This is a genomic window from Glaciimonas sp. Gout2 (genome assembly GCF_035018905.1).
Lineage (GTDB): Bacteria > Pseudomonadota > Gammaproteobacteria > Burkholderiales > Burkholderiaceae_D > Glaciimonas.
Genome location: NZ_JASJXA010000012.1, coordinates 60433 through 85243 on the forward strand (window position 1 = coordinate 60433; position 24811 = coordinate 85243).

A 24811-nucleotide genomic window follows, 5' to 3' on the forward strand; every position below is an offset into this window, starting at 1 on the left:
ACAGAAGATACCACGGCGGCAGAATTTTGGTATTTTGGACCAAATTTTGGACGTTAAAAAAGAGAGTTTAAAAACTCCCTTTTTATCCATCACAGTCTGGATTTAACTAGTTCGGCCAGTTAAGGAGGGCGTTGGTTTAGCCGCACTCCTCAACTATGGTTTTTCGCTATCCAGTTGCGAATGTGTTATTGCCGATTCAGTTCAGTTTCGATCTGAACCAGTGGCTCATCGACCAACACCGGTTGTGGCTTACGCTCACGTGGTGCACGTGGTGCAACGACAATTTTCGCCGCCGCCTCTTGCGCTGCGCGCAGTTTCGCTGGATCGGTTCCTGCTAGCGTCAGGCCAGCAGATTCCAATGCATTTTGCAGTTCATCAACCGAAGAAGAAATCGGCGAGGACGCGATTGGCGCTACCGCCGCTGTTATCTCCGCCACTGTTACTTCTACTGGCGCAACAAATGGTGTCGTAACGACTTCATGCTCAACCTTGCTAACAACTTCATTAGCAATTGAAGGAGTTGCTGGAATGAGCGCGTTGACATCTGCTATATGCGTTTCTTTGGCTATCTCGGTCAGAGGCGCATTGGCAGAGGAGAGCGTAGCCTGTGTTGTTACTTCAGCAGCATAAACTGTCGCTGCAGTGGTGACGACCGGCGCTGGCATAACTTCTGGTAATACGACTGCTGGTACCACCGGAGCTGCTGGCGTTGTTTCCAAAGCAGCTGGCTCTTTAACAGCCTCAGATGCTACAACGTCAGAAACAACGTGCTGAGGCGCAATTGGGGCAGCGATAGCGGCGGACAATGTGGTTGGAACGATGGATGCTACCGCTTCAACCGGAGCAACTACCGGAGCAACTACTAGTGCTGCCGGAGCAACGACGTCGTGTGTTTCTTTAATTGCATTTTCCAGAATTGCGGGAGCAGTTGTCACGGCCACTGGTACTGGTGCCATGATTTCCGGTGCAGTTGCCTGGATTGGCGCGATTGCATGAGCGGTATCGGCAGCAATAACCATACCAATCGGAGTTGTCGCATGGCTGACAGGAGCAGTTTCTGGGTCATAGGCAAACTCAGATCCCGCATCCACGAAGTTTTCGTTACCTTCAGCACCTGTTTCAGTGCTATCGCGATCACGACGGTTACGATTACGACCGCCACGACGACGACGACGACGTGGTTCTTCACCTTCACCGGCTTCGCCATCTGTACGAGGAGCGGCCGCATCCAATGATTCAGCGTCAATGGCTTTCTCTGTTGCGATGCCGACTGCTACCAAAGGTGCTTCGACAGCCGGAGTATGAAGAAGCGTTTCATCTTTCTTTACTTCGCTTACGACCTCTTTACGCTCTTCGCGTGGTGGACGTGGTGTCCGTTCGCCGCGTTGACGGCCTTCGCTTGGCTCGCGAGGCTCGCGTGCTTCGCGCGCTTCTTTTGGCTCACGTGGCTCTCTTGGTGGACGTGGTTGACGTTGTTGCGTTTTGGTTTCCGAGTTAGCCGCAACGACGACATCTGCTACGACAGTTTTCTTAGTGCTGTTAGCATTTTCTTCACGGGCTTCGACTGGTGCGCCTTCTTCGTCACGGTCGCGATTACGACCGCCACGATTGCGGCCACGCTGGCCACGACCATTGCGGTCATTGCCACGTTCGCGGGTAGGTTTTGCTGCGGCAACAGTTGGGGTAACGGCGATTTCAGTCGATGCTGGTTTTTTGAAGAAGAATGCCATGATCTTGGCAATCAACCCTTCACCAGTCGCTGCTACTGAGGCTGCAACAGGGGCGACAGCTATTGGCTTACGCTCGACGATAGGTGCTGGTTGGTCTGGAGTAATGCCCTTGACCACGGCTTCCTGACGCGGTTTGCCTTCTTCTTTTTGGCGTTTGCTATAACCGATGTCGGTATCAGCTTGCTCTGCCATTGCGTAACTGGCTTGTGTTTCTTCAAGGCGTGGATCGTCGTGCTTCAGACGCTCCAGTTTGTAGTGCGGCGTTTCCAGATGCTTGTTTGGGATCAGGATAACGGCCACGCGATGACGGGTTTCGATCTTCAGTATCTCACCACGCTTTTCGTTCAGCAGAAACCCAGCAACATCTACCGGTGCCTGGACGTGAATAGCAGCAGAGTTTTCCTTCATTGCTTCTTCCTGAATGATGCGCAGGACTTGCAAAGCAGAGGATTCGATATCGCGGATGTGGCCAGTGCCGTTACAGCGCGGGCAGGTTACGTGGCTACCTTCCGACAGCGAAGGACGTAGACGCTGACGTGACAACTCCATCAGACCGAAGCGAGAAATCTTGCCCATTTGAACACGAGCGCGATCATAGCGCAGTGCGTCTTTAAGGCGTGTTTCGACTTCGCGCTGGTTCTTCGCATTCTCCATGTCGATGAAGTCGATGACGATCAGACCGCCCAGATCGCGCAAACGTAATTGGCGAGCGACTTCTTCAGCGGCTTCGCAATTGGTGTTAAATGCGGTGGTTTCGATATCGCTGCCGCGGGTTGCGCGGGCCGAGTTGACGTCGACTGATACGAGTGCTTCGGTATGATCGATCACAATCGCGCCGCCTGATGGCAGCGGAACGGTGCGCGAATACGCGGTTTCGATTTGGTGTTCGATCTGGAATCGGGAAAATAACGGCACGTCGTCGTGATAACGTTTGACCCGATGAACCATATCCGGCATCACGTGCGCCATGAACTGTTGCGCTTGCTCGTGAATTTCGTCGGTATCGATCAGAATTTCGCCGATATCAGGCTGGAAGTAATCGCGAATAGCCCGGATGACCAGCGATGATTCCTGATAAATCAGGAATGCGCCATTACCTTGCGTACCAGCACCTTCGATAGCGCGCCATAGTTGCATCAGGTAATTCAAATCCCATTGCAGTTCGTCAACATTACGACCAATGCCAGCAGTGCGGGCAATGACGGACATGCCAGAAGGCAGGTCCAATTTGTCCATCGTTTCCCGCAACTCCTGGCGATCTTCACCTTCGACACGACGGGAAACACCACCACCGCGTGGATTATTAGGCATCAATACCAGATAGCGACCAGCCAATGATACGAAAGAGGTAAGGGCAGCGCCTTTATTGCCGCGCTCTTCCTTTTCGACCTGAACCATGATTTCCTGGCCTTCACGCAACGCTTCTTTAATAGAGGCGCTACGAACATCAACGCCTTCTTTAAAATAGGTGCGGGCAACTTCTTTAAATGGCAAGAAGCCGTGGCGTTCTTCGCCGTAATTGACGAAGCAAGCTTCTAGCGACGGTTCGATACGGGTAATCACACCTTTGTAAATATTGGACTTGCGTTGTTCGCGTCCGGTGGTTTCGATATCGATATCGATGAGCTTTTGCCCGTCAACAATCGCTACGCGCAATTCTTCTTGCTGCGTAGCATTAAACAACATGCGTTTCATTTTTTCACTCCGTGGCCCTGGGGCCATTTTTAATGCCACCTAATCATGCAATTAAGCAATGATTCCAGCAGCAGAATACAGGGATGTACGCGAGGAAGGAGTGTTTGGGGGGAGGGAATTGCCTTAGTGTGTCCGCGCAACGATGGCGAGGCACAACGGGGCGCGAATGCAATATCGCCGCTTGCTGAGCGTAACCAGCGTGCATCGAATCAGGTCCTGCTTAGCGCAATTACGCATTGCGAGCATGAATTCTGGGGGCGAGCGTCTTGGTAAGTCAAAAAGTACATTGTTCAGCAAAAAACCGGCGTTACGTTTACTGCATTTACTAATGAGCTAGTCACATAACGTTTCAATAATCTGAATCGTGTGTCTTTCTCATCAGACTTATCCTATTCATCCAAACATACTGTCCAACATCCTTGCGCGTTATCCGATGACAACTACGGTGCGACCTTGACTCGCGCAGGGGTGATGCGTACACATTTTTCCATCAAATTTGCAAATTGGCGAGGCTGGTGGAGACGCCCCTGTGTAGAATGGTCTTTTTATTCTTACACCAACAGCGGTTTGTAACCACTGTGAAACAATTATATATTCAAAATGAAGGACTTAGCGAGATTTTCTGGCGTAAGGGCTGAGGGCCGCCGCGATGGCCGAACTCAGGGCAAGGCACAGGTGCGGACCCCAGCCGCTACCAAGTACAAAACTGTTCTTCAAAGCAAGATGATTGAGGCAGCCAAATTAACCAATTTAACTAAAGTAACGAAAGTAGCGGAAGTTGTCGCACCACCCGAAGTTGCTCCCCAAGTCCAGTTAATCACTATTTCTGACGAAGAAGCGGGCCAGCGGATTGATAATTTTTTATTACGTATTTGCAAGGGAGTGCCGAAAAGTCATATCTATCGCGTTTTGCGTTCGGGCGAGGTCCGGGTAAATAAAGGCCGCATAGATCAGACTTATCGATTGTTGGAAGGCGATATCCTGCGCGTACCACCCATTCGTATTGCAGAGCGAGCTGAAAAGACGGCACCGGGTGCGGAATTTAAAATTCTCTTGGAGGATAGTCATCTGCTTGTCATTGACAAGCCAGCGGGCGTTGCCGTGCATGGCGGGTCTGGAGTCAGTTACGGTGTGATTGAGCAACTGAGGGCTTCTCGTCCTGATGCCAAATTTCTCGAGCTGGTGCATCGTCTTGATCGTGATACCTCAGGCATTTTATTATTAGCAAAGAAACGTTCCGCTTTGACTAATTTGCATGAACAAATGCGTGATGGCGAAACCGACAAGCGTTATTTGGTTTTGGTGCATGGTGATTGGAAAAATGCGCGTCAGCATGTAAAGTTGCCTTTGCACAAGTATACTGCCGCCGATGGTGAGCGTCGGGTAAGGGTGCAAGAAGGAGGTCAGGCCTCGCATACGATATTTAGTCTGATCCGCAGATATGGCGACTTTGCATTGCTTGAGGCTGAGTTAAAAACGGGTCGCACTCACCAGATTCGGGTGCATCTTGCCTCGAGTGGTTTTGCGATCGCAGGTGATGATAAATACGGTGATTTTTCATTAAATCGTGCTTTGCAAAAGGCAGATGGCGAGCGAATTGCATTTAAACGCATGTTTTTGCATGCTTATCAGATTACTTTTACCCATCCGGAGAGTGGAAAGCCGGTCACGTTAAAGGCGCCACTACCGCCAGAATGTGAACGGTTTTTAAAAAGTTTGCCGCAAACAAGCTCGGCAGCAGAACCAGCGCAGGACGATTAAAATAGGAGTTTCAGGTCAGGATGTCTTCGCTAATCCTCACCTATGAACGCATTTTTTAAGAAATTACAAGGAGCTGGCAAGTTATTGTCAGAAATATGGCGCGGAAAAGTTTTGATTTAATTGTGTTTGATTGGGACGGTACGCTGATGGACAGCACCGCGACAATTGTGAAGTGTATTCAATCGGCGGCAAAAGATCTTGGTCTGGCGATTCCTGATCGGAAGGCCGCGTCGCATGTCATCGGACTTGGACTATCTGAGGCAATACGCATGGCAATCCCGGGTTTAGAGTCGCATCTATATCCACGTGTAGTGGAGAGATATCGCCACCACTATCTCGCGCAGGACGAGGATTTAATCTTATTTGATGGCGTTCGTGAAATGTTGGCGGATCTGTCGCAGCAAGGCTATTTTCTGGCTGTGGCGACTGGCAAGAGTCGTGTCGGGCTAAATCGTGCCCTGCACTCAAGCAATTTGCTGTCTGTATTTGATGCCACGCGTTGTGCCGATGAGACTTTTTCAAAGCCACATCCAGCGATGTTGCACGAACTGACGCGTGAACTTGGCCAAGACCTTAAGCGCACAGTCATGATTGGTGATACCACGCATGATTTACAAATGGCTATCAATGCTGGTGCCGCAGCGATTGCGGTTGATTATGGTGCGCATCCAGCCAGTGAACTAACGCCGTTGCATCCGGTCTTTACTGCTAGTTCAGCGATAGCGTTACATGCTTGGCTAAATGACAATGCGTGAAATGCAGTTATTTCAGCGTAATTCAACATGACATCTGGTTTGATACCAATCTGCTCTTCTTCTGATCTCGTTGAGCGTGGGATGGGTGTGCGCTTTGCCGTAAAAGTGAATGGTGAAGCGCTGACCGCTTTTGTGGTTCGTTATGAAAATAGCGTACATGGATATTTGAACCGTTGCGCGCACGTTCCGATAGAGTTGGACTGGAATGAAGGTGATTTTTTTGAATCCAGCGGCTTGTATCTTATGTGTGCCACGCATGGCGCAATTTACACGCCCGATAAGGGAAAGTGCGTTGGCGGCCCTTGTCGTGGGGCGAGTTTGCGCAAAGTGGCGGTAGAAGAAAATGATAATCAGGTATTCTGGCGCCCTGATGACTATGTTAATGCACCTGGAGTGTAGTGCGGCCAGGCGCGGCTTAATTTCCCCGGTGGACGAAAACCGGAATGCGTACTAACAATTGCAAAACCGATATTGAGAATATGGAAAATCCGAAAAAAGAAGGCTGGGAACGTGATTTACTGGAAAAGTTGGCGACCGCTTCGTTGCGCGAGCAGCGTGCGCGCCGTCGCTGGGGAATTTTCTTTAAGCTGGCGACTTTATGCTTGATTGGCTTTGGGGTTTGGTATGCGGCCCACTACGAGAGCGCTGATACGACCACGGTTGGTCGGCATACGGCGTTGGTTAAACTTAATGGTGTCATTGACGCAGACGGCAACGGATCTGCAAGCGTATTGATCCCGGCGCTTGATAATGCGTTTGCGGCGACTGATTCGGTCGGTGTGATATTGCGTATCAATAGTCCTGGCGGAAGTCCGGTTCAGGCGGGAATTATTAACGACGAAATTGGTCGCTTGCGTAAGGAATATCCGAAGAAGCCGTTATATGTCGTGGTGGACGAAATGTGCGCCTCCGGTGGTTATTATATCGCTGCCGCAGCCGATAAAATTTATGTCAACAAGGCGAGTATTGTCGGATCGATTGGGGTCTTGATGGATGGCTTTGGTTTTACCGGTCTGATGGAAAAACTGGGTATTGAGCGGCGGTTATTAACGGCTGGTGAAAATAAAGGATTTCTCGATCCATTTAGTCCGATGTCCGAAACTCAAAAGGGCTTTGCGAAAGAAATGCTCGGTGAAATTCATCAGCAATTTATCGACGTAGTTCGCAAAGGTCGCGGAACGCGCCTGAAAGAAACGCCGGAAACATTTTCTGGTTTATTTTGGACTGGCAGTAAGGCGATTGATATGGGATTGGCGGACGGCTACGGTACGGTCGAGAGTGTCTCACGCGATATCTTAAAGGCGGAAGACGTGGTTGATTACACCAAGAGCGAAGGGTTGCCTGAACGTGTATTGAAGAAATTTGGCGTGTCGGTTGGCGAGGGCGTTGTGGGGACGATGATGAGTTCGCAGAAACCGGTATTACGTTAATATTATATAAATTATTTAAGTTAATTTAATGTAAATAATTTCGTTAATTTTATGTAAATAATTATGTTGATAAAGGCGACTTGAAAATAAGTCGTCTTGCACTCTGATGATTTTGTCGTATAGTGAAGTCACATTCAGCAGAATTATTTGAGGAGGCGAATATAGAAACCACACTATCGTTAGCCATTCAACAGTAATCAACCGGTATTAAATTGACGGATCTGGAGCAATACACCCCTTGCACTAGAATGACGATTAAATGCTGGACACCACTGCATTAAATGCGGCCCCGAGAAGTTTTCGACTTCTCAAGAATACGTCTTTCGAGACATGCAAATTCGGCGACAGCGCAACACTGTCGCCGTTTTGCGTTTTGGGCGCTGCTCTGCTCCGCAAAATTGCTAGCTAAGGTTTATTTAGATTTGACGCTCGTGCGAGCGTATTGGCTTCACTTGATTGAGACTATCTAACGCGGATGCGCAATAGCTCACCAATCATCCGTATTTTTAGTTGATAGTTCTCGACTAATTTTTTCCTAGCTATTCTGCGAGTATCAAGAAAACCGTCGGTTTTTTATGAAAGTCTGGACCTTTGTTCGTGCCGAGTGCAGTCTTCCAGCGCGCGGCCGTTTGCGTTTTTATTGTCTCGGTCAATAGCGTAAGATCGGTTGCGACACAAATCAATGTATTCGGCTGGCATTGAGCGCTCAGGGCCTCCAGTAAGGCAGTATTGCGATACGGAGTTTCGATAAAAAGCTGGGTTTGATTTTCTTGACGGGAGCGCAGTTCCAACGCTTTGATGCGCTTGGTCCGCTGGTCAACATCAATTGGCAGGTAACCATTAAACGCAAAACTTTGTCCATTTAAACCACTACTCATTACTGCCAATAATAATGATGACGGACCAACCAACGGTCTGACCTGAATGCCATGCGCATGCGCCATTCGCACCAGATTAGCACCAGGGTCGGCGACTGCCGGGACGCCCGCTTCAGAAACCAGGCCAGCATCCTGACCGGCCAGTAATGGCGCCAACAGTGCCGGTAATGCGGTAACCGGTGTATTAACGTTAAGTTCGGCGATATTAATGGTTTGCAGCGATTGTGTCAGTGGATGCGAGGCGTTGATTAACTTCAAAAATGCACGCGCTGTTTTAGCGTTTTCGGCAATGAAATAACCTAGTTTCGCAGTGAGGCCCTGGACATCTTCCGGAATAACGGAAGCCAGAGGATTGCCATGCTCGACGTCGGTTTGCCCGAGGGTATTGGGAATCAAATACAGGATACCTGCCATGCTAACCTTTATTTCTATATGAGAATGATTATGTGAGAGTCACGATACGGGAAGATATGCGCGCCGTTTTAATTGGTGAAAAAGGACACGCCAGCGCGGCGTAACATGCCGGTTAGTGCAATGAGTGGCAAGCCCGTCAGCGCAGTTGGATCGCTGCTCTCGATTTTTTCAAGAATGGCGATCCCAAGTCCTTCATTTTTGGCACTTCCTGCGCAATCGTATGGTTGTTCAATATGCAAATAAGCATCCAGTTCTGCGTCTGGCAAATTACGGAAGGTGACAAAAGTCTGAATATTTTCCAGTTGCACTATGCTCTCGGATTTAATTGAGCGTCCGTCCAGCAGACATAGTGCTGTGTGAAACACAACTCGTCGACCACGCATTTTTTGCAGTTGAAGGAGGGCATTTTGATGCGTCCCCGGTTTCCCGATCTGCTCCCCGTCTAGCGTCGCAATTTGATCTGATGCAATAATCAGTGCTTCTGGCGCCATCAACGCCACCGCCAATGCTTTCTCTCTGGCAAGTCGCATGGCAGTTTCTTCTGGTGTCTCGCCCAAACGCGGGGTTTCGTCGATTTCTGGAGATATCACCTCGAACGGAATGTGCAAGCGGGAGAGCAATTCCTTGCGATATTTGGAGCTAGAGCCAAGAATAAGACGAGGTGAGATGTGGATATTTGATATAACGCCGGACCGCGTTGGCGCTGGAAGCTGTTGCGAAGAGGGCATAGGAACGAAGTTTGACGTTTTTTTGAATGAGTGCTCAACAAAAGCGCCGTAACACTTTGACGGATAAGGGGAAAGGCTGTTATTATCGCAGGTTTTCAGGGTTCCGCTTCGCCTATGAGTGCTTTTGTTATCGACGCGTTTGAGTTTTCCCGCCTGAAAGAACGTCGTGAAGGTGCAAGCCCGGTCTCTGATCTGGGGCGATTGGCAGAAGAACTGGCTGACCCTTCGGGGACGTTAAAATGGGTGCTGGCTGGTGGTTCAAACCATGTTGCGCATCCACAATTAACATTGACGGTGACCGGCTCACTACAAATAACGTGTCAACGCTGCTTGTCCCCTTTTGCGTTTGATGTCGACTCGGAATCTGTGTTGATTTTGGCAAAAGATGAGGCGAGCGCAGATGATATTGACGCTTTGCTCGACGATGACCAGATCGATGTCATTATCGGCTCCAAAGCACTCGATATTATTCAATTGGTAGAAGACGAGGCGCTGTTGGCCCTGCCACTGTCACCTAAGCATGCTGTTTGCCCCGATACGTCTGCACTCGAGGCGTTAAAGGCCGGTAAAAAAGATTCGCCATTTGCGATGTTAAAGAATTTGAAGTAGCAAGGTTGTAGGGGTTGTCGTTCCAGATTGCGGTAACGTTGTTGCGCTAAGTGTCGCGGTTGTGATGTTATGCAGTACCGAACGTGACGAAGTGTGGCATGAAGTGTAGCAATGAGTAAGGGATTCCGCGCCCAAAAGCGGCAGGAATTTCTGGATTTTCTATGTAGTAAATCCAGATATGTTAAAATTTTAGATCTTAGATTCAGGAGTTATCATGGCTGTTCAGCAAAATAAAAAGACCCCATCCAAGCGCGGCATGCACCGTGCCCACGATTTTTTGGTAGCGCCTCCTCTGGCGATTGAGCCAACTACAGGTGAAACACACCTGCGTCACCATATCAGCCCAAACGGTTTTTACCGTGGCCGTAAGGTATTGAAGACTAAGAACGACGAGTAATTTACTTGTTGTCTTAAGTAAAAAAAGCGGCATCATTGAGCTTCTCAATGATGCCGCTTTTCTTTTGTAAGTTAAAAATTGTGAGCGGTGATTTTGACGCTAGCCAAATCTGCCCCATAATGTTGGTTGGAAACGGCACTGAATCAAAATAATGACAATTAAAATCTCTATCGACTGTATGGGTGGCGATCATGGTCCATCTGTAACAGTGCCTGCAGCTATTGCATTTGCCAAACGCGAACCAGAGGCTGAATTAGTATTGGTCGGCCTCGAGGATCAAATTCGGGCCGAATTAAAAAAGCACAAAGCGCAGGAACACCCTCGTCTGTCAGTCGTGCACGCGGAGGAGGTGATAACGATGGATGATTCGGTTGAAACCGCGTTACGGCGTAAAAAGAAATCCTCCATGCGCGTGGCGCTTGAATTAGTGAAAGACGAGAAGGTACGTGCCTGCGTTTCAGCTGGAAATACCGGCGCGCTGATGGCAGTCTCGCGTTATTTGCTAAAAACTATCCCTGGCGTGGATCGGCCAGCAATTTGTACCATCCTTCCAAATCAAAAGGACGGGCCGACTTATATGCTTGATCTTGGCGCGAACGTTGACTGCGAGCCGCAGCATCTGCACCAATTTGCTCTCATGGGTTCAGCACTTGTCTCAGCCATGGAGGGCAAGGCTAAGCCTACGGTCGGTTTGCTCAATGTTGGCGAGGAAGATATCAAGGGCAACGAAATGGTCAAGCAAACCGCAGAATTGCTGCGGGCTGATCACGAAAAAGGTCTTATCAACTTCTATGGAAATGTTGAAGGTAACGATATTTTTGAGGGAACAACCGACATTGTGGTGTGTGACGGTTTCGTCGGCAACGTTACTCTTAAAGCCTCCGAGGGACTCGGAAGGCTGGTAAAAAGTGTGCTGACGACAGAATTTAAAAGCAGTATTCTTAATATGATCGGTGCTTTAATTGCGAAAAGTGCTATTAAAGCAATATCGCGCCGTCTCAATCCATCACGATACAATGGCGCAAGTTTGCTCGGTTTACGTGGGCTAGTGTTCAAGAGCCACGGTAGTGCTGACGTGTATGGCTACGAATGGGCCATTCAGCGTGCGTTCGATGCAGCCAAGCATGATGTGTTATCACGTATTACAACGACCATTGCAGCGTTGATGCCGCAGACAGAAGCAGCTTTGGTGCAGGTTGAAGTGCTTGCAAATGCTGCCACCAATATTGAGCCACCCCAACAGAAGACAGCATGACTATTTATAGCAAAATTGTGGGTACCGGTAGTTATTTACCACCCAAACGCCTTACTAATCAGGACCTCGCAGTGCAATTGGCCGAGAAAGGTATTGAAACCTCGGACGAATGGATATTTTCGCGTAGCGGGATATCGGCGCGGCACTACGCTGAGGCTGATGTGCAATCTAGTGATCTCGCCGTTGCTGCTTCAAAGCATGCGCTTGAAATGGCGGGGATGGAGCCAAACGACATTGATTTGATTATTGTCGCCACGTCGACTCCTGATCATTTTGGGAGTTTTCCGAGTACGGCTTGCGTGGTGCAGCAGAAACTGGGTATTACCACCGGTGGCGCTGCATTCGATGTGCAAGCGGTATGTAGTGGCTTTGTATACGGCGCTTCAATCGCTGATGCCTTCATCAAAGCCGGTACGCACAAGAACGTTCTGGTCATTGGAACGGAAGTCTTTTCCCGTATTTTGAATTTTGAAGATCGCACTACCTGCGTGTTATTTGGAGACGGCGCTGGCGCGGTTGTGATGACTGCTTCACAGGAACCAGGTGTTCTCGCTACCAAGCTGCATGCTGATGGCCGCTATGGGCATATCCTATGCGTTCCTGGCAACGTAAGTAGTGGGGCGGTTGATGGTAGTGCTTTCTTATATATGGATGGCCCGGCGGTGTTCAAGCTAGCGGTATCGGTACTGGAAAAAGTCGCTAAGGAAGCGTTGGAGATCGCTGGTATTTCAGCATCTGAAATCGACTGGCTGATTCCTCATCAGGCGAATATTCGCATCATGCAAAGTACCGCGCGCAAACTTGGTCTGCCACCAGAGCGGATGGTTGTCACCGTTGACCAGCATGGGAATACATCTGCCGCTTCAATCCCGTTAGCGCTTGATAAGGCTGTGCGTGATGGTCGCGTCAAAGCTGGACAGAATGTACTAATGGAAGCTGTTGGCGGTGGTTTTTCCTGGGGTGCTATTGTGGCAAGAATGTAAGTTGGTCGCTAGTCGGATCGGCTCCCAAGCGCGCAGTATGAAAAAATGCTTGATGGTCGCTTCTGAAATTTTTTGGCACACATTACCCAATACGCTGGCTTTTTTATTTTCCGTCTACCTCATTAATTTATAGCATTATAAAAAACGTATGATTAAATTTGCATTTGTTTTTCCTGGGCAGGGCTCGCAAGCGGTAGGTATGTTGAACGGCTTTTCGGATAATCAAGTTGTGCAGGACACTGTCGCTGAAGCTTCGGAGGCACTGCAGTTTGATCTCGCGAAGCTTATCGCCGATGGACCCAAAGAAGATTTAGATCTGACCACTAATACGCAACCTGTCATGCTCACAGCGGCCGTGGCGTTTTATCGGGCTTGGATAGCGGCGGGTGGAGGCGTCCCATCTATCGTTGCAGGGCATAGTTTAGGTGAGTATTCTGCGTTGGTCGCAGCCGGAGTGATCAACTTTAAAGATGCCGTGCCGCTGGTGCGTTTTCGCGCGATGGCAATGCAACAGGCAGTGCCGGTTGGGCAGGGCGGAATGGCTGCTATTTTAGGTTTATCGGACGATGACGTAAGGGCGGTTTGTGCAGAGGCTGCACAGGGTGAAGTAGTCGAGGCAGTTAACTTTAATGCGCCCGCACAAGTCGTGATAGCGGGCCACAAGGCAGCAGTTGAGCGAGCCTGCGAAGCAGCGAAGTTAAAAGGTGCCAAACGTGCCTTGTCATTACCAGTTTCAGCACCATTTCACTCTTCGCTTTTGGTTCCTGCATCAAATCGTTTGCGCGAATGCATGGAGAGTCTGGTTTTTGAGGCGCCGCAGATCATGTTAATAAATAATGTCGATGTCGCAACTGCTGTTGATGCCGCATCTATTAAAGATGCTTTGGTTCGTCAAGCTGCCAGTCCGGTACGTTGGGTAGAAACGATTCAAAAAATCGGTAATAGCGGCGTAACGCATGTTATCGAGTGCGGTCCTGGCAAGGTTCTTGCTAGCCTTACCAAGCGCATTAACGGTGAATTGGTGGGCGAATCGATTTTTGATCAGGCTTCATTGGATAAAGTTCTGGCATTGCTGAAGTAAGTGTTATAACAGCGCCAGCATTTGGCATGGCATTTATAATTAAAAAAGTATCTAATTAAGCTAGCTAATAAGTTATCTCAATAAACACTCTAAACAATCATAATTAAAATGCAAAATTCGGTTACACAAAATTTAGAAGGTCAAGTGGCGCTCGTTACTGGCGCTTCGCGCGGTATTGGCCGTGCAATTGCGCTTGAACTGGCGCGCCGGGGTGCAAAAGTTGTGGGTACCGCCACGTCAGAGGTCGGCGCTGCTGCTATCACGGCGTACCTTAATGAGGAGCAACTAGGCGGTGGACAAGGTGTAGTACTCAATGTTAATGATGCGTTAGCTTGTGCGGCAGTTGTCGAATTGGTGCAAAAACAATTCGGAACGCTCTCGATTTTGGTGAACAATGCCGGTATTACGCATGATCAGCTAGCTATGCGGATGAAAGATGAGGAGTGGGATGCTGTGATATCCACGAATCTGACCGCCGTAGCGCGTTTATCCCGTGCTGTATTGCGTGGAATGATGAAAGCCAAACATGGACGGATCATCAATATTACCTCTGTAGTCGGGTCAACCGGAAATCCAGGACAAATGAATTATGCGGCATCGAAGGCGGGTGTCTCTGGCATGAGCCGGGCTTTGGCGCGTGAGATAGGTAGTCGAAACATTACGGTCAATTGTGTAGCACCCGGTTTTATTGATACCGATATGACTAAATCTCTCAGTGAGCAGCAAACCGCTGCGCTCCTACAACAAATTCCTCTGGGAAGACTGGGTGCTGCAGAAGATATTGCAGCGGCGGTGGGTTTCCTTGCCTCACTTCAGGCTGGTTATATCACCGGTACGACCTTACACGTAAACGGTGGTATGTATTGTAATTGAGTAAATTGTCCTAATCTGTCTTTGGATTAAGATGTTTCGAGGCTTGGGCATTGTGTTCAGTCGAATATTTTTGGATGAAGTCCTGAGCTGTAAAGTGAAGTATGTCGTAAATAATTAAGGGCTTTTGGCAGGAGTTGGCTATTTATTAACCGCCGATGCTAAAAGTAAATTTTCTCAGCGCAAATCTGCTAAAATGCGCGCACTTTCTGTAACCTAATAACTGGAGGCATCACATGTCTGATATCGAACAACGTGTAAAGAAAATCGTCGCAGAACAACTTGGCGTCGCAGAAGCTGACATCAAAATTGAATCGTCATTTGTTGATGATCTTGGTGCAGACTCACTCGACACCGTAGAATTAGTGATGGCACTAGAAGATGAATTCGCCATGGAAATTCCAGACGAACAAGCTGAAAAAATTACTACTGTGCAACAGGCTATTGACTACGCCAAGGCGCATGTTAAAGCGGCCTAGTTCTGCTTTAAACGCATCCAGGAGAATCGTTTGACTCGCTCACGTGAACGTCGTGTTGTGATAACTGGCCTGGGTTGCATTTCACCGGTCGGCAATACTGTTGCCGATGCATGGAATGCAGTCATATCAGGAAAATCCGGTATCGCAGCCATCACCAAGTTTGATGCTTCTGCTTTTTCCACGCATTTTGCAGGAGAAGTAAAGGGCTTTAATGTCGAGGACTACATGCCCGCAAAAGATGCGCGGCATATGGACACCTTTATCCATTATGGGATGGCAGCAGGAATTCAGGCGATGCAAGACAGCGGCCTGGAAGTCACTGATGAAAATGCCGAACGTATCGGCGTCATCATTGGCTCTGGTATTGGCGGCTTGCCGCTGATTGAAGAGACTCATGTCGAGTTGACCAATCGCGGTCCACGCCGCATTAGTCCCTTCTTCATTCCAGCTTCGATCATTAATATGATTTCAGGCAACTTGTCGATCAAATACGGTCTGAAAGGACCAAATCTGGCGATAGTTACTGCTTGCACAACCGGCTTGCACTGTATCGGGCAGGCCGGACGTATGATTCAATACGGTGATGCTGACGTTATGATTGCCGGCGGTTCTGAGGCCAGCATTTCACCGTTAGGTTTGGGTGGTTTTGCTTCGGCAAGAGCGCTCTCATCGCGTAATGATGATCCTGAAACTGCATCCCGCCCTTGGGATAAGGACCGCGACGGATTCGTATTAGGTGAAGGTGCTGGTGTTCTTGTCCTTGAAGAGCGCGAGCATGCGATAGCCCGTGGTGCTAAAATTTATGCAGAACTGCTTGGTTTTGGCATGAGTGCTGATGCGTACCACATGACGGCACCCAACCTCGATGGACCTCGTCGTTGTGTCGGCTCGGCCCTTAAAGATGCAGGTATAAATGGCGATCAGGTGCAGTATTTGAACGCGCATGGTACATCGACGCCGCTAGGCGATCAGAATGAAACTAATGCGATCAAAGCTGTTTTTGGTGATCATGCGTACAAGTTAGTTGTCAACTCGACCAAGTCGATGACAGGTCACTTGTTAGGTGGCGCAGGCGGCCTGGAATCGGTATTTACGATTCTGGCATTGCATCATCAGGTCTCACCGCCGACTATCAATATTTTCAATCAAGATCCGGAATGTGATCTTGATTATTGCGCCAACACAGCGCGTGATATGAAAATTGATATTGCAGTAAAAAACTCGTTTGGTTTTGGCGGTACTAACGGGACGTTGGTTTTTGGTAAAGCCTAAGCAGCTCCGTATATACTCATTCAAACGTCAGGTGACGCTTGAATGAGTATATCAATGAACACTCTTCCATCCGGCGAGACGCCACTTAATCCTCGAATGTCGATTGCGGTTTCTGCGTTGGTGCTGCCATCCAGGCGCTTGTTCCTTTTGGTGTCTGCATTAGCAATCGCAGCCGCCTTGATTAGCATGTTAATCGGCTTAGGCTTCATCGGTCGTCTTTTGCCCGCAATTGGAATAATTCTTGGCGTTTTGGGTCTGCTGATCAGCGTTGGTGCTTGGTTTCGTTATCGAGGCACAACGCAACCACTGCGTATCATCATCTCTGGCGCTGGCCAGATAAGTATTGTGGAAATCTTACCTAATGCACCGATTGTCGACACGATTGAGGTACCAGTTGCCGCGCAATTGTTGAGTGGATCCACCCTTTGGGGGAATTTACTGCTATTGCGGCTTCAATTGCATAACGGGCGGACAAAGTCTGTCGTTATACTAGCTGACTGTGTACCTGAAAATGTTTTCAGGGCAATCTCTGTAGCATGTCGTTGGATCGCATCTCGTGGACATGCGAACGGTCAAAAGAAAGTAAGATATGAACAACCAAATGGTTGAACTTATTGTAGTGCACTTTGTCCATGCTTCGGTCATGCGCGTATGTTGCAAAAGCAAAAGGAATGGGCATTGACGACAGAACGCGAAATTGATCAACTGCTTGTTGAACGCGTGCAACGCGGCGACAAAAAAGCGTTCGAGCTATTGGTTATTAAATACCAACGTAAGCTAATGCGCCTTGTGTCGCGGCTCGTCCGTGATCAAGCAGAAGCTGAGGATGTTGTACAAGAAGCTTTTATTAAAGCTTATCGCGCACTCCCTCAGTTCAGAGGTGACTCTGCGTTTTATACTTGGTTATATAGAATTGGAATTAACACCGCCAAGAACTATTTGGTGACGCAAGGACGCAGAGCGCCTACATCAACGGAATCAAATTCGGAAGATGCAGAAACTTTTGACGATGGAGAGCAACTAAGGGATATAAACACTCCTGAGTCGTTGTTGGCAACCAAGCAAATAGCGCAAACAGTCAATGTCGCAATGGAGGCTTTGCCGGATGAACTTCGGACGGCAATAACATTGCGCGAAATTGAGGGGCTGAGTTATGACGAGATTGCGGAAGCAATGGGGTGTCCGATCGGTACAGTACGTAGCAGAATATTTAGAGCAAGAGAAGCTATCGCAGAAAAGTTGAGGCCGTTATTAGGTACGGCTATCGACAAACGTTGGTAAAAGCGAAATAGCGATTTTCGGGAACGAAGGGGTTGGCCAGGTTTTAACTAGGTGACTTATGAATACCAATGAAATACCCCAAGAGCAGATATCTGCCTTGGCTGATGGTGAATTATCTAATGCTTACGTGGATGTGGCATTGGCGGCATTGCGTCAAAATGAGGGGCGTGCAACGTGGGATGCTTACCATCAAATTGGCGATATATTGCGCTCTGACGACATGGCATTTTCATTGAGTTCAGACTTTACTTCGCGCATGCTTGAACGGCTGAATGCCGAGCCCGCAATGATCGCTGCACCACTGGCGGTCGTGCCGATTGCAGAGAGACACATTGCTATAGGCAGTGGGTCTGCTGCAATCGGCACGCGCTCGTTAAAACGTTTTGCTCTGCCCAGTATGGCAGCGGCTGCAGCGGTTGCTGCAGTTGCGTTTATTACGGTGCCGCACATGATGAATGTAAATAATCAGTCTACAAGTCCGGCGATGCTTTCTGCGGTGCAAATGACGTTGGCGTCAGCTTCTAACATTAATGTGGGTTATGGGTCTCAAACCGTGACATTACCAGCAGATTCTGAAGTACTACGCGATTCGCGTATTGATGAGTATTTGTCGGCGCACCAGCGTTTCTCTCCTTCACTTTACAATACTGCGCAATACGCTCGCTCAGCTACATTTGCCATTGATGCTGATAACTAATATGCGGCAGACTAAGTTTCTGCTTCGGTTTTTCATTATTTTGTCGACTTTATTTGCTCTTTCGGCGCGCGCGGAAGGAGTAACGACAGAAAAGCTTGCCGACAATCATGAAGCGCAGACTCTTTTGAAAAGAATTCAGTCTGCGGCACAAAAGCTTAATTACTCAGGCACGTTCGTATACCAACAAGGCAATCAAATGCGTACATCACGCATTACGCATATCTTGGAGGGGCGCAATGAGTTAGAAAAGTTAGAAGTGTTGGACGGCAAACCGCGCGAATATATTCGTCACAATGAGGACGTGACTTGTTACATGCCCGACACCAAGACGTTATCGATTGAGAAACGGGTTACGCAGGATGTATTTCCTGCGATCCTTGCTTCCATTCCCAGCGATTTGACCGATTATTACAATGTCAAACTTGGCGAATCAGGTCGGGTAGCGGGTCATGATTGTCAGGCGGTTCTGCTTGAACCCAAAGATAAAATGCGTTATGGCTATAAACTTTGGGCAGAAAAAAAGTCAGGTCTGCTGATGAGAGCCCAGACGTTAAATAATAAAAACGAGATCGTTGAACAGATCTCGTTCACCGAGATTTTCATCGGTAACATTTCACGTAACCGCATAAGATCAAGTTTTGGCAATACGAGTAGTTGGCATGTAGAGCATAGTGCGATGAGCCCCACAAATTTGAATGAATGGGCCGTTACCGGAATGCCGCCTGGTTTCAAGAAGGTGCGGGAATTAAAGCGTGTAGTAGTTGATGCGCCCGCGCAGAACTCAGGGGCAGCACCGGTTAGACGGGAAGTGTCGCAAATTGTTTTTTCTGATGGATTAGCTGCCATCTCGGTGTTTATTGAGCCGGGTAGTCAAAGTCGCACGGAAGGCTCGATGCAGCAAGGAGCTTTGAATATTGTAGGAAAACGTCAAGGTGACTTCTGGTTGACAATTGTCGGTGAAGTACCTGCCGTGGCAATTCGTCAGGTTGCCAATTCGATTGAACTCAAAAATAAATAAGACCTATACACTATGAAAATGGCTCGCACTGCTCATCATGTTTTTTCAGCACTTTTGTTAGGAGCGACTGTATCTTTTGTTGTTCCCGTCATATTCGACACGCTACCTTCTGCTGTCGCGGCTCCTATGGTCGGATTGCCCGACTTCACGGAAATCGTTGAAAAAGCAGGGCCGGCTGTCGTCAATATTCGTACTACCGAAAAAGCGAAAGCTGATGCGGCGGCTACCGGTCAGCCGAGTGATGATGAAATGCAGGAGTTTTTGCGACGATTCTTCGGCGTCCCACCAAACGGTGCTGGTAAGCCACAACCACTTGTTCCTAAGGGGCGTAAACCGAGTGCCAAGGCGCAGCAACCTGAAGAGGTGCCGCGCGGTGTTGGTTCAGGGTTCATTATTTCAGCAGACGGCTACATTATGACTAATGCCCACGTTGTTGATGGGGCCAGTGAAGTATATGTAAAGCTGACAGATAAGCGTGAATTTAAAGCTAAAGTGATTGGGGCGGATAGTCGCACTGATGTTGCGCTGCTGAAAATCGAAGGTACTAACCTGCCACGCCTGACTATGGGCGATTCCGATAAGATCAAGGCTGGCGAATGGGTTTTGGCGATAGGATCACCTTTCGATCTTGAAAATACGGTCACGTCTGGCATTATTTCTGCAAAAGCGCGTGATACTGGTGACTATTTGCCATTGATTCAAACCGATGTGGCCGTGAATCCTGGTAACTCGGGTGGACCTTTGATAAATATGCGTGGGGAAGTGGTTGGTATTAACTCCCAGATATATAGTCGCTCAGGTGGCTTTATGGGTATCTCTTTTGCTGTACCGATAGATGAGGCGATGCGGGTTTCCGATCAACTCAAAACGTCAGGAAAAGTTACCCGCGGTCGTATTGGTGTCCAGATTGGTGAGGTCACTAAAGAGGTGGCGGAATCATTGGGCTTACCGAAAGCGCAAGGAGCACAAGTTGAACGCGTTGAGTCTGATGGTCCAGCAGCCAAGGCGGGGGTTCAGGCAGGCGATATTATCTTGAAATTGAATGGTACGACGATTGAAAAAGCGAATGATCTCCCGCGCATTGTTGGCAACATCAAACCGGGTACGAAGGGCGTTTTGACTGTTTGGCGTAAAGGTGCAAGTCGTGATATAGCGTTGACGATTACGGAAATGAAAACGGATAAAGTTGAAAAGGCAGATGACGCGGCTGGTAGCGCTGATGCTGCAAAGCCGAGCCCGGTAGCCAATGCATTAGGATTGGTGGTGAGTGATTTGAGCGCCGACAAGAAGAAAGAAATGCAAGTTGATTATGGCGTATTGGTTGATTCAGTTGAAGGAAGCGCAGCCCGCGTTGGTCTACAGGTTGGCGATGTGATTCAGCGCTTGAACAATACGGACGTGAAGGATGCTAAGCAATTCAATGCTTTAGTTTCTAAATTGGAATCGAAAAAAATGGCTGTAGTGTTAGTTCGCCGTGGTGAGTCATCGCAGTTTGTGCCATTACGTCCAACTAATTAACACGTTTGGCTGGGTTGTAAGGCTGGATATTTGCTGCAGGCGAGAATAGTCCGTAAGGCGATGAAAGCTGCAGACTGTGAAGTTTGCAGCTTTTTTTATGTAATTTATTTTCTACTAACAAGATCGCTTTATTTGCGCATATCGCGGGTTAAGTGGCGAATGAGAATTTTTTTGGAAGTCGATGTCGATAATTACTTTCACTCTCTTGGGACGTTCTTATTGTCATTTATGTGACGATATGTTGCATGCATTATTAGCATTACCCGCGATGGCAGAACTGGTTAATATTTACGGGCAAGGCCTTGTCGAGCAAATTGATGTGGACGGTGCCCCGGAATTGGTTGCGCTCTACGACGAGTTAGTCCCTGTTCTTATCGGCAACAAAGAAGGGCAATCACCTGTGCAACTTTGCCATTATTTTTTGGATTCCGACAAGGTGAACACTTTTTTAAAGCAATGAATAACTGTTTCGCTGTGTAACCGTGTGAATAATTAACATTTCTTTAATGTCAGGATGCTTTAGAACCCAAGGTGCGCATCCCGGGTGATTTAAGACGCCGTTTTCATGATTTTATGGCTTGTCGCGGCGAAAGACCTGGATATTTTCGATAAGACGAAGTAGGACGTTTGGGGTTGATCTGGCCGTTAAATCTGTTCACCAGAATTCGCACAAGTCCGATTTGTCAGTTTTTTGCCACTAAAATCCGGTAAAATGGCGTCAATTGAATATCCTGCCATAAATGGTGCTCGCCTGGGCGACAACAGCCCGGATCAGAGCACCTTTTTTGTAATCGCATTGCCTCGACCAACATTAATGAACAACATTCGTAATTTTTCCATCATTGCTCACATTGACCACGGTAAATCTACTTTGGCGGATCGTATCATCCAATTTTGTGGAGGATTGTCAGATCGTGAAATGGGCGCGCAAGTACTTGATTCGATGGATATCGAGCGCGAACGCGGTATTACCATTAAAGCGCAAACGGCTGCCTTGTCATATAAGGCACTAGATGGGCAAATCTATAATTTGAACCTCATCGATACGCCAGGGCACGTCGACTTTAGTTATGAAGTAAGTCGTTCATTGTCTGCGTGCGAAGGCGCATTGTTGGTAGTCGATGCTTCACAAGGGGTCGAGGCACAGACCGTTGCTAATTGTTACACCGCGCTAGACCTGGGACTTGAAGTTGTGCCGGTTCTTAATAAAATCGATTTGCCGTCTGCCGATCCAGAGAACGCAAAAGCAGAAATCGAAGATGTTATCGGCATAGATGCCTCCGACGCAGTGCAGTGCTCGGCCAAAACTGGTTTAGGCGTGCGTGAAATTCTCGAAACCATTATTGTTAAGGTGCCCGCGCCAAAGGGTAATACGGATGCGCCTTTACAGGCTCTGATCGTAGACTCCTGGTTTGATAATTACGTTGGCGTAGTGATGTTAGTGCGCATTGTGAATGGGACCCTGCGTCCTAAAGACAAGATACAGCTGATGGCCGCCGGTTCGCAACATCTGACTGAAAGCATTGGTGTATTTACGCCGAAAATGCAAGTCCGCGAAACGTTGTCTGCAGGACAGGTTGGATACATCATTGCTGGTATTAAAGAACTAAAGGCGGCGAAGGTTGGCGACACAGTGACGCTGGCAAATAATCCGGCCACCGGAGCCTTACCCGGCTTTAAAGAGGTTCAGCCTCAGGTTTTTGCAGGTCTATTTCCGGTTGAATCTAATCAGTATGATGCTTTACGTGATTCACTGGAAAAACTGAAGCTGAATGACGCCGCTTTGCAATATGAGCCGGAAGTTTCACAAGCACTAGGATTTGGTTTTCGCTGTGGTTTCCTAGGCTTGCTTCACATGGAAATCGTCCAGGAGCGGCTCGAACGCGAATTCGATATGGATCTGATCACCACTGCGCCGACGGTGATTTATGAGGTTGTCCTGCGCGACGGTTCTATCTTGATGGTCGATAATCCATCAAAAATGCCAGAGCCGAGTAGAATCGAAGAGGTGCGTGAACCTATCGTAACGGTCAATTTATACATGCCGCAAGAGTACGTCGGGTCGGTTATTACCCTCTGTACTTTGAAGCGAGGTATGCAAAAAGACATGCACTATCACGGCAAGCAAGTGAAGCTGATCTACGAAATGCCGATGGCTGAAATTGTTTTGGACTTTTTTGATCGCCTAAAATCCACTTCGCGCGGTTATGCGTCAATGGATTATGAGTTCAAAGAATATCGTTCAGCCGATGTGGTCAAAGTCGACATGCTGATTAATAGTGAAAAAGTCGATGCTTTAGCGATTATTGTGCATCGCTCTAACAGTAATCATCGTGGGCGTGCAGTTGCTGCCAAGATGCGTGAACTGATTCCACGTCAAATGTTTGATGTCGCGATTCAGGCCGCAATTGGTGTGAATATTATTTCCCGTGAAAACGTCAAAGCGCTTCGTAAAAACGTGTTGGCAAAGTGTTACGGCGGCGACATTAGTCGTAAGCGCAAATTGCTAGAGAAGCAAAAGGCAGGTAAGAAACGCATGAAGCAGGTCGGTTCGGTGGAAATTCCACAAGAAGCGTTCCTCGCAATTTTACAAGTGGATGACAAATGACATTGCAATCAATTTTAGGAAATTTCGCGTTAATTCTGTTTGTGCTGATGGTGGTAACAGGAATTATCTGGTTCTTGGACCGATTTTATTTACGCGCGCAACGTCGCGCTAAAGCCGATGCGGCGCTGGCAGCATTTGATGCGCGGAATGTCAAATTACGTGCAGAAGGCATCAAATTAGAAAGTAGTGGTCGCGCCGAACTGGAAGCTAACCTATTGCGTCAGCCAACCTGGGTCGAATATTCCGGCAGTTTTTTCCCCGTCATTGCCATGGTATTTTTCTTGCGCTCCTTTCTTTATGAGCCGTTTAAAATTCCATCGAGTTCAATGGTCCCTACTTTGTTAGTGGGTGACTTGATTCTAGTGAATAAATTTACTTACGGTATTCGGCTACCCATCCTCAACAAAAAAATCATTGACGTAAGTACCCCTCAACGCGGTGATGTGATGGTGTTCAAATATCCGAAGGATTTGTCATTGGATTACATCAAACGCGTAGTTGGCGTTCCTGGTGATAAAATAGTGTATAAAAACAAGCGCTTAACCATTAATGGCACCGCGCTTACCTATACCGCATTACCAGACTATTTAAATGAAGATAGCTTAAATTATTCCAAGCAATTTGCAGAAAATCTGTCGAATGTTGATCATAAAATTGCCGTGGTGGAACAAGCCCCTCCGATCAATTTAAGTGGTGTTCAGGATTTTCCGTATAAAGAAAACTGTTCTTATAATCAAGATGGCTTCGCATGTACTGTTCCTTCTGGGCAGTATTTCATGATGGGCGATAATCGGGATAACAGCGAAGATAGTCGTTATTGGGGTTTTGTCCCAGATCAAAATATTGTTGGTAAGGCATTTTTGGTGTGGATGAATCTAGGTAATCTGAAGCGTATTGGTACTTTTTTTGATTAAATTCTTTGACGCAATAACGTATCAGGAGCGATGAATGACAAGAAATTCAAGGAATGCCTGGAGGCAGCAACGGGGTATTACGTTGTTTGGCTTAATTGTCTGGTTAGCAATTCTTGGATTTATTGTCGTCCTTTCTGCAAAAGTTATTCCTACTATTATTGAATATACATCGATTAAAAAAGCAGTTGCAACTGTTAAATCAAGCGGCGGTACTGTAAAAGAAATTCGCGACGCATTTGATCGTCAAACCGAAGTGGGCTATATCGATGCAATCCACGGTAAAGATCTGGACATTACCAAAAATGGCGAGGATATTGAAATTAACTTCGCGTATAGAAAAATAATTTCGATCGTTGCACCGGTCAGCTTGTTAATTGACTATTCTGGAACAACCGCTAGTTCGTCTAGCAAAAAAACCATCGATTGATGGAGTAAGTC

General features: G+C 47.9%; 24 protein-coding genes. 21 read left to right on the plus strand and 3 right to left on the minus strand.

The window, feature by feature from the left end; translation table 11 throughout:
* Positions 1-185 precede the first annotated feature (185 nt).
* Positions 186-3425 carry an Rne/Rng family ribonuclease gene (locus QN379_RS10705; protein ID WP_323506640.1) on the minus strand — a complete coding sequence of 1080 codons (3240 nt, stop codon included), beginning with the start codon at positions 3423-3425 and terminating at the stop codon, positions 186-188.
* A gap of 600 nt (positions 3426-4025) precedes the next feature.
* Here QN379_RS10705 and QN379_RS10710 point away from each other — a divergent pair.
* From QN379_RS10710 to QN379_RS10725, 4 genes are all read left to right on the plus strand, one after another.
* Positions 4026-5186 carry an RluA family pseudouridine synthase gene (locus QN379_RS10710; protein ID WP_323506641.1) on the plus strand — a complete coding sequence of 387 codons (1161 nt, stop codon included), beginning with the start codon at positions 4026-4028 and terminating at the stop codon, positions 5184-5186.
* A gap of 95 nt (positions 5187-5281) precedes the next feature.
* Complete coding sequence (locus QN379_RS10715; protein ID WP_322232540.1) at positions 5282-5941, plus strand: HAD-IIIA family hydrolase; 660 nt, start codon at positions 5282-5284, stop codon at positions 5939-5941.
* 27 nt (positions 5942-5968) lie between these two features.
* Positions 5969-6340 (plus strand): Rieske (2Fe-2S) protein, encoded by a 372-nt coding sequence (locus tag QN379_RS10720; protein ID WP_322232539.1) that lies wholly within the window; start codon positions 5969-5971, stop codon positions 6338-6340.
* 44 nt (positions 6341-6384) lie between these two features.
* The gene (locus QN379_RS10725; RefSeq protein ID WP_323506642.1) at positions 6385-7371 is read left to right on the plus strand and encodes a S49 family peptidase; all 987 of its coding nucleotides are present in this window, start codon (positions 6385-6387) and stop codon (positions 7369-7371) included.
* Positions 7372-7910: 539 nt separating this feature from the next.
* Here the strand turns inward: QN379_RS10725 and QN379_RS10730 are convergent.
* The gene (locus QN379_RS10730) at positions 7911-8663 is read right to left on the minus strand and encodes an SAM-dependent methyltransferase (protein ID WP_322232537.1); all 753 of its coding nucleotides are present in this window, start codon (positions 8661-8663) and stop codon (positions 7911-7913) included.
* A gap of 68 nt (positions 8664-8731) precedes the next feature.
* The gene (locus tag QN379_RS10735) at positions 8732-9391 is read right to left on the minus strand and encodes a Maf-like protein (RefSeq protein ID WP_416186772.1); all 660 of its coding nucleotides are present in this window, start codon (positions 9389-9391) and stop codon (positions 8732-8734) included.
* A gap of 114 nt (positions 9392-9505) precedes the next feature.
* On the opposite strand from QN379_RS10735, the gene QN379_RS10740 reads away from it, so the two are divergent.
* The 17 genes from QN379_RS10740 to QN379_RS10820 all read left to right on the plus strand — a co-directional run bounded on the left by QN379_RS10740 (position 9506) and on the right by QN379_RS10820 (position 24800).
* Positions 9506-10000, plus strand: a complete 495-nt coding sequence (locus tag QN379_RS10740; protein ID WP_322232536.1) for a YceD family protein — start codon at positions 9506-9508, stop codon at positions 9998-10000.
* A gap of 214 nt (positions 10001-10214) precedes the next feature.
* Entirely contained in the window at positions 10215-10397 is a 183-nt protein-coding gene (rpmF, locus tag QN379_RS10745; RefSeq protein ID WP_014006864.1) for a 50S ribosomal protein L32, read from the plus strand.
* Positions 10398-10548: 151 nt separating this feature from the next.
* Positions 10549-11652: a phosphate acyltransferase PlsX gene (plsX, locus tag QN379_RS10750; RefSeq protein WP_322232535.1), complete on the plus strand. Its 1104-nt coding sequence runs from the start codon at positions 10549-10551 to the stop codon at positions 11650-11652.
* Positions 11649-12635 carry a beta-ketoacyl-ACP synthase III gene (locus tag QN379_RS10755; RefSeq protein ID WP_322232534.1) on the plus strand — a complete coding sequence of 329 codons (987 nt, stop codon included), beginning with the start codon at positions 11649-11651 and terminating at the stop codon, positions 12633-12635. Before plsX ends, QN379_RS10755 begins: the two co-directional genes overlap by 4 nt.
* A 148-nt stretch (positions 12636-12783) precedes the next feature.
* On the plus strand, positions 12784-13716 hold the full coding sequence (gene fabD, locus QN379_RS10760) for an ACP S-malonyltransferase (protein ID WP_323506643.1): 933 nt from the start codon (positions 12784-12786) through the stop codon (positions 13714-13716).
* A gap of 108 nt (positions 13717-13824) precedes the next feature.
* Entirely contained in the window at positions 13825-14589 is a 765-nt protein-coding gene (fabG, locus tag QN379_RS10765) for a 3-oxoacyl-ACP reductase FabG (protein ID WP_323506644.1), read from the plus strand.
* Between the two features lie 233 nt (positions 14590-14822).
* Complete coding sequence (gene acpP / locus QN379_RS10770; protein WP_205321776.1) at positions 14823-15065, plus strand: acyl carrier protein; 243 nt, start codon at positions 14823-14825, stop codon at positions 15063-15065.
* Between the two features lie 30 nt (positions 15066-15095).
* Complete coding sequence (gene fabF, locus QN379_RS10775) at positions 15096-16337, plus strand: beta-ketoacyl-ACP synthase II (RefSeq protein WP_322232531.1); 1242 nt, start codon at positions 15096-15098, stop codon at positions 16335-16337.
* Between the two features lie 54 nt (positions 16338-16391).
* A complete protein-coding gene (locus tag QN379_RS10780) occupies positions 16392-16946 on the plus strand; it encodes a flagellar hook-length control protein (RefSeq protein WP_322232530.1) in 555 nt (184 codons plus the stop codon).
* Between the two features lie 42 nt (positions 16947-16988).
* On the plus strand, positions 16989-17618 hold the full coding sequence (gene rpoE, locus QN379_RS10785) for an RNA polymerase sigma factor RpoE (protein WP_322232529.1): 630 nt from the start codon (positions 16989-16991) through the stop codon (positions 17616-17618).
* Between the two features lie 58 nt (positions 17619-17676).
* Positions 17677-18315, plus strand: coding sequence for a sigma-E factor negative regulatory protein (locus QN379_RS10790; RefSeq protein ID WP_322232528.1), 639 nt, complete (start codon positions 17677-17679; stop codon positions 18313-18315).
* Position 18316: 1 nt separating this feature from the next.
* Positions 18317-19333, plus strand: coding sequence for a MucB/RseB C-terminal domain-containing protein (locus tag QN379_RS10795; protein WP_322232527.1), 1017 nt, complete (start codon positions 18317-18319; stop codon positions 19331-19333).
* A gap of 12 nt (positions 19334-19345) precedes the next feature.
* Complete coding sequence (locus tag QN379_RS10800) at positions 19346-20851, plus strand: DegQ family serine endoprotease (RefSeq protein ID WP_322232526.1); 1506 nt, start codon at positions 19346-19348, stop codon at positions 20849-20851.
* A gap of 181 nt (positions 20852-21032) precedes the next feature.
* Complete coding sequence (locus tag QN379_RS10805; RefSeq protein ID WP_322232525.1) at positions 21033-21311, plus strand: glutaredoxin family protein; 279 nt, start codon at positions 21033-21035, stop codon at positions 21309-21311.
* Between the two features lie 354 nt (positions 21312-21665).
* Positions 21666-23459 (plus strand): translation elongation factor 4, encoded by a 1794-nt coding sequence (gene lepA / locus QN379_RS10810; protein ID WP_322240161.1) that lies wholly within the window; start codon positions 21666-21668, stop codon positions 23457-23459.
* The gene (gene lepB / locus QN379_RS10815) at positions 23456-24373 is read left to right on the plus strand and encodes a signal peptidase I (protein ID WP_322232524.1); all 918 of its coding nucleotides are present in this window, start codon (positions 23456-23458) and stop codon (positions 24371-24373) included. Before lepA ends, lepB begins: the two co-directional genes overlap by 4 nt.
* A 34-nt stretch (positions 24374-24407) precedes the next feature.
* Positions 24408-24800 carry a DUF4845 domain-containing protein gene (locus tag QN379_RS10820; RefSeq protein WP_322232523.1) on the plus strand — a complete coding sequence of 131 codons (393 nt, stop codon included), beginning with the start codon at positions 24408-24410 and terminating at the stop codon, positions 24798-24800.
* Positions 24801-24811: the final 11 nt, after the last annotated feature.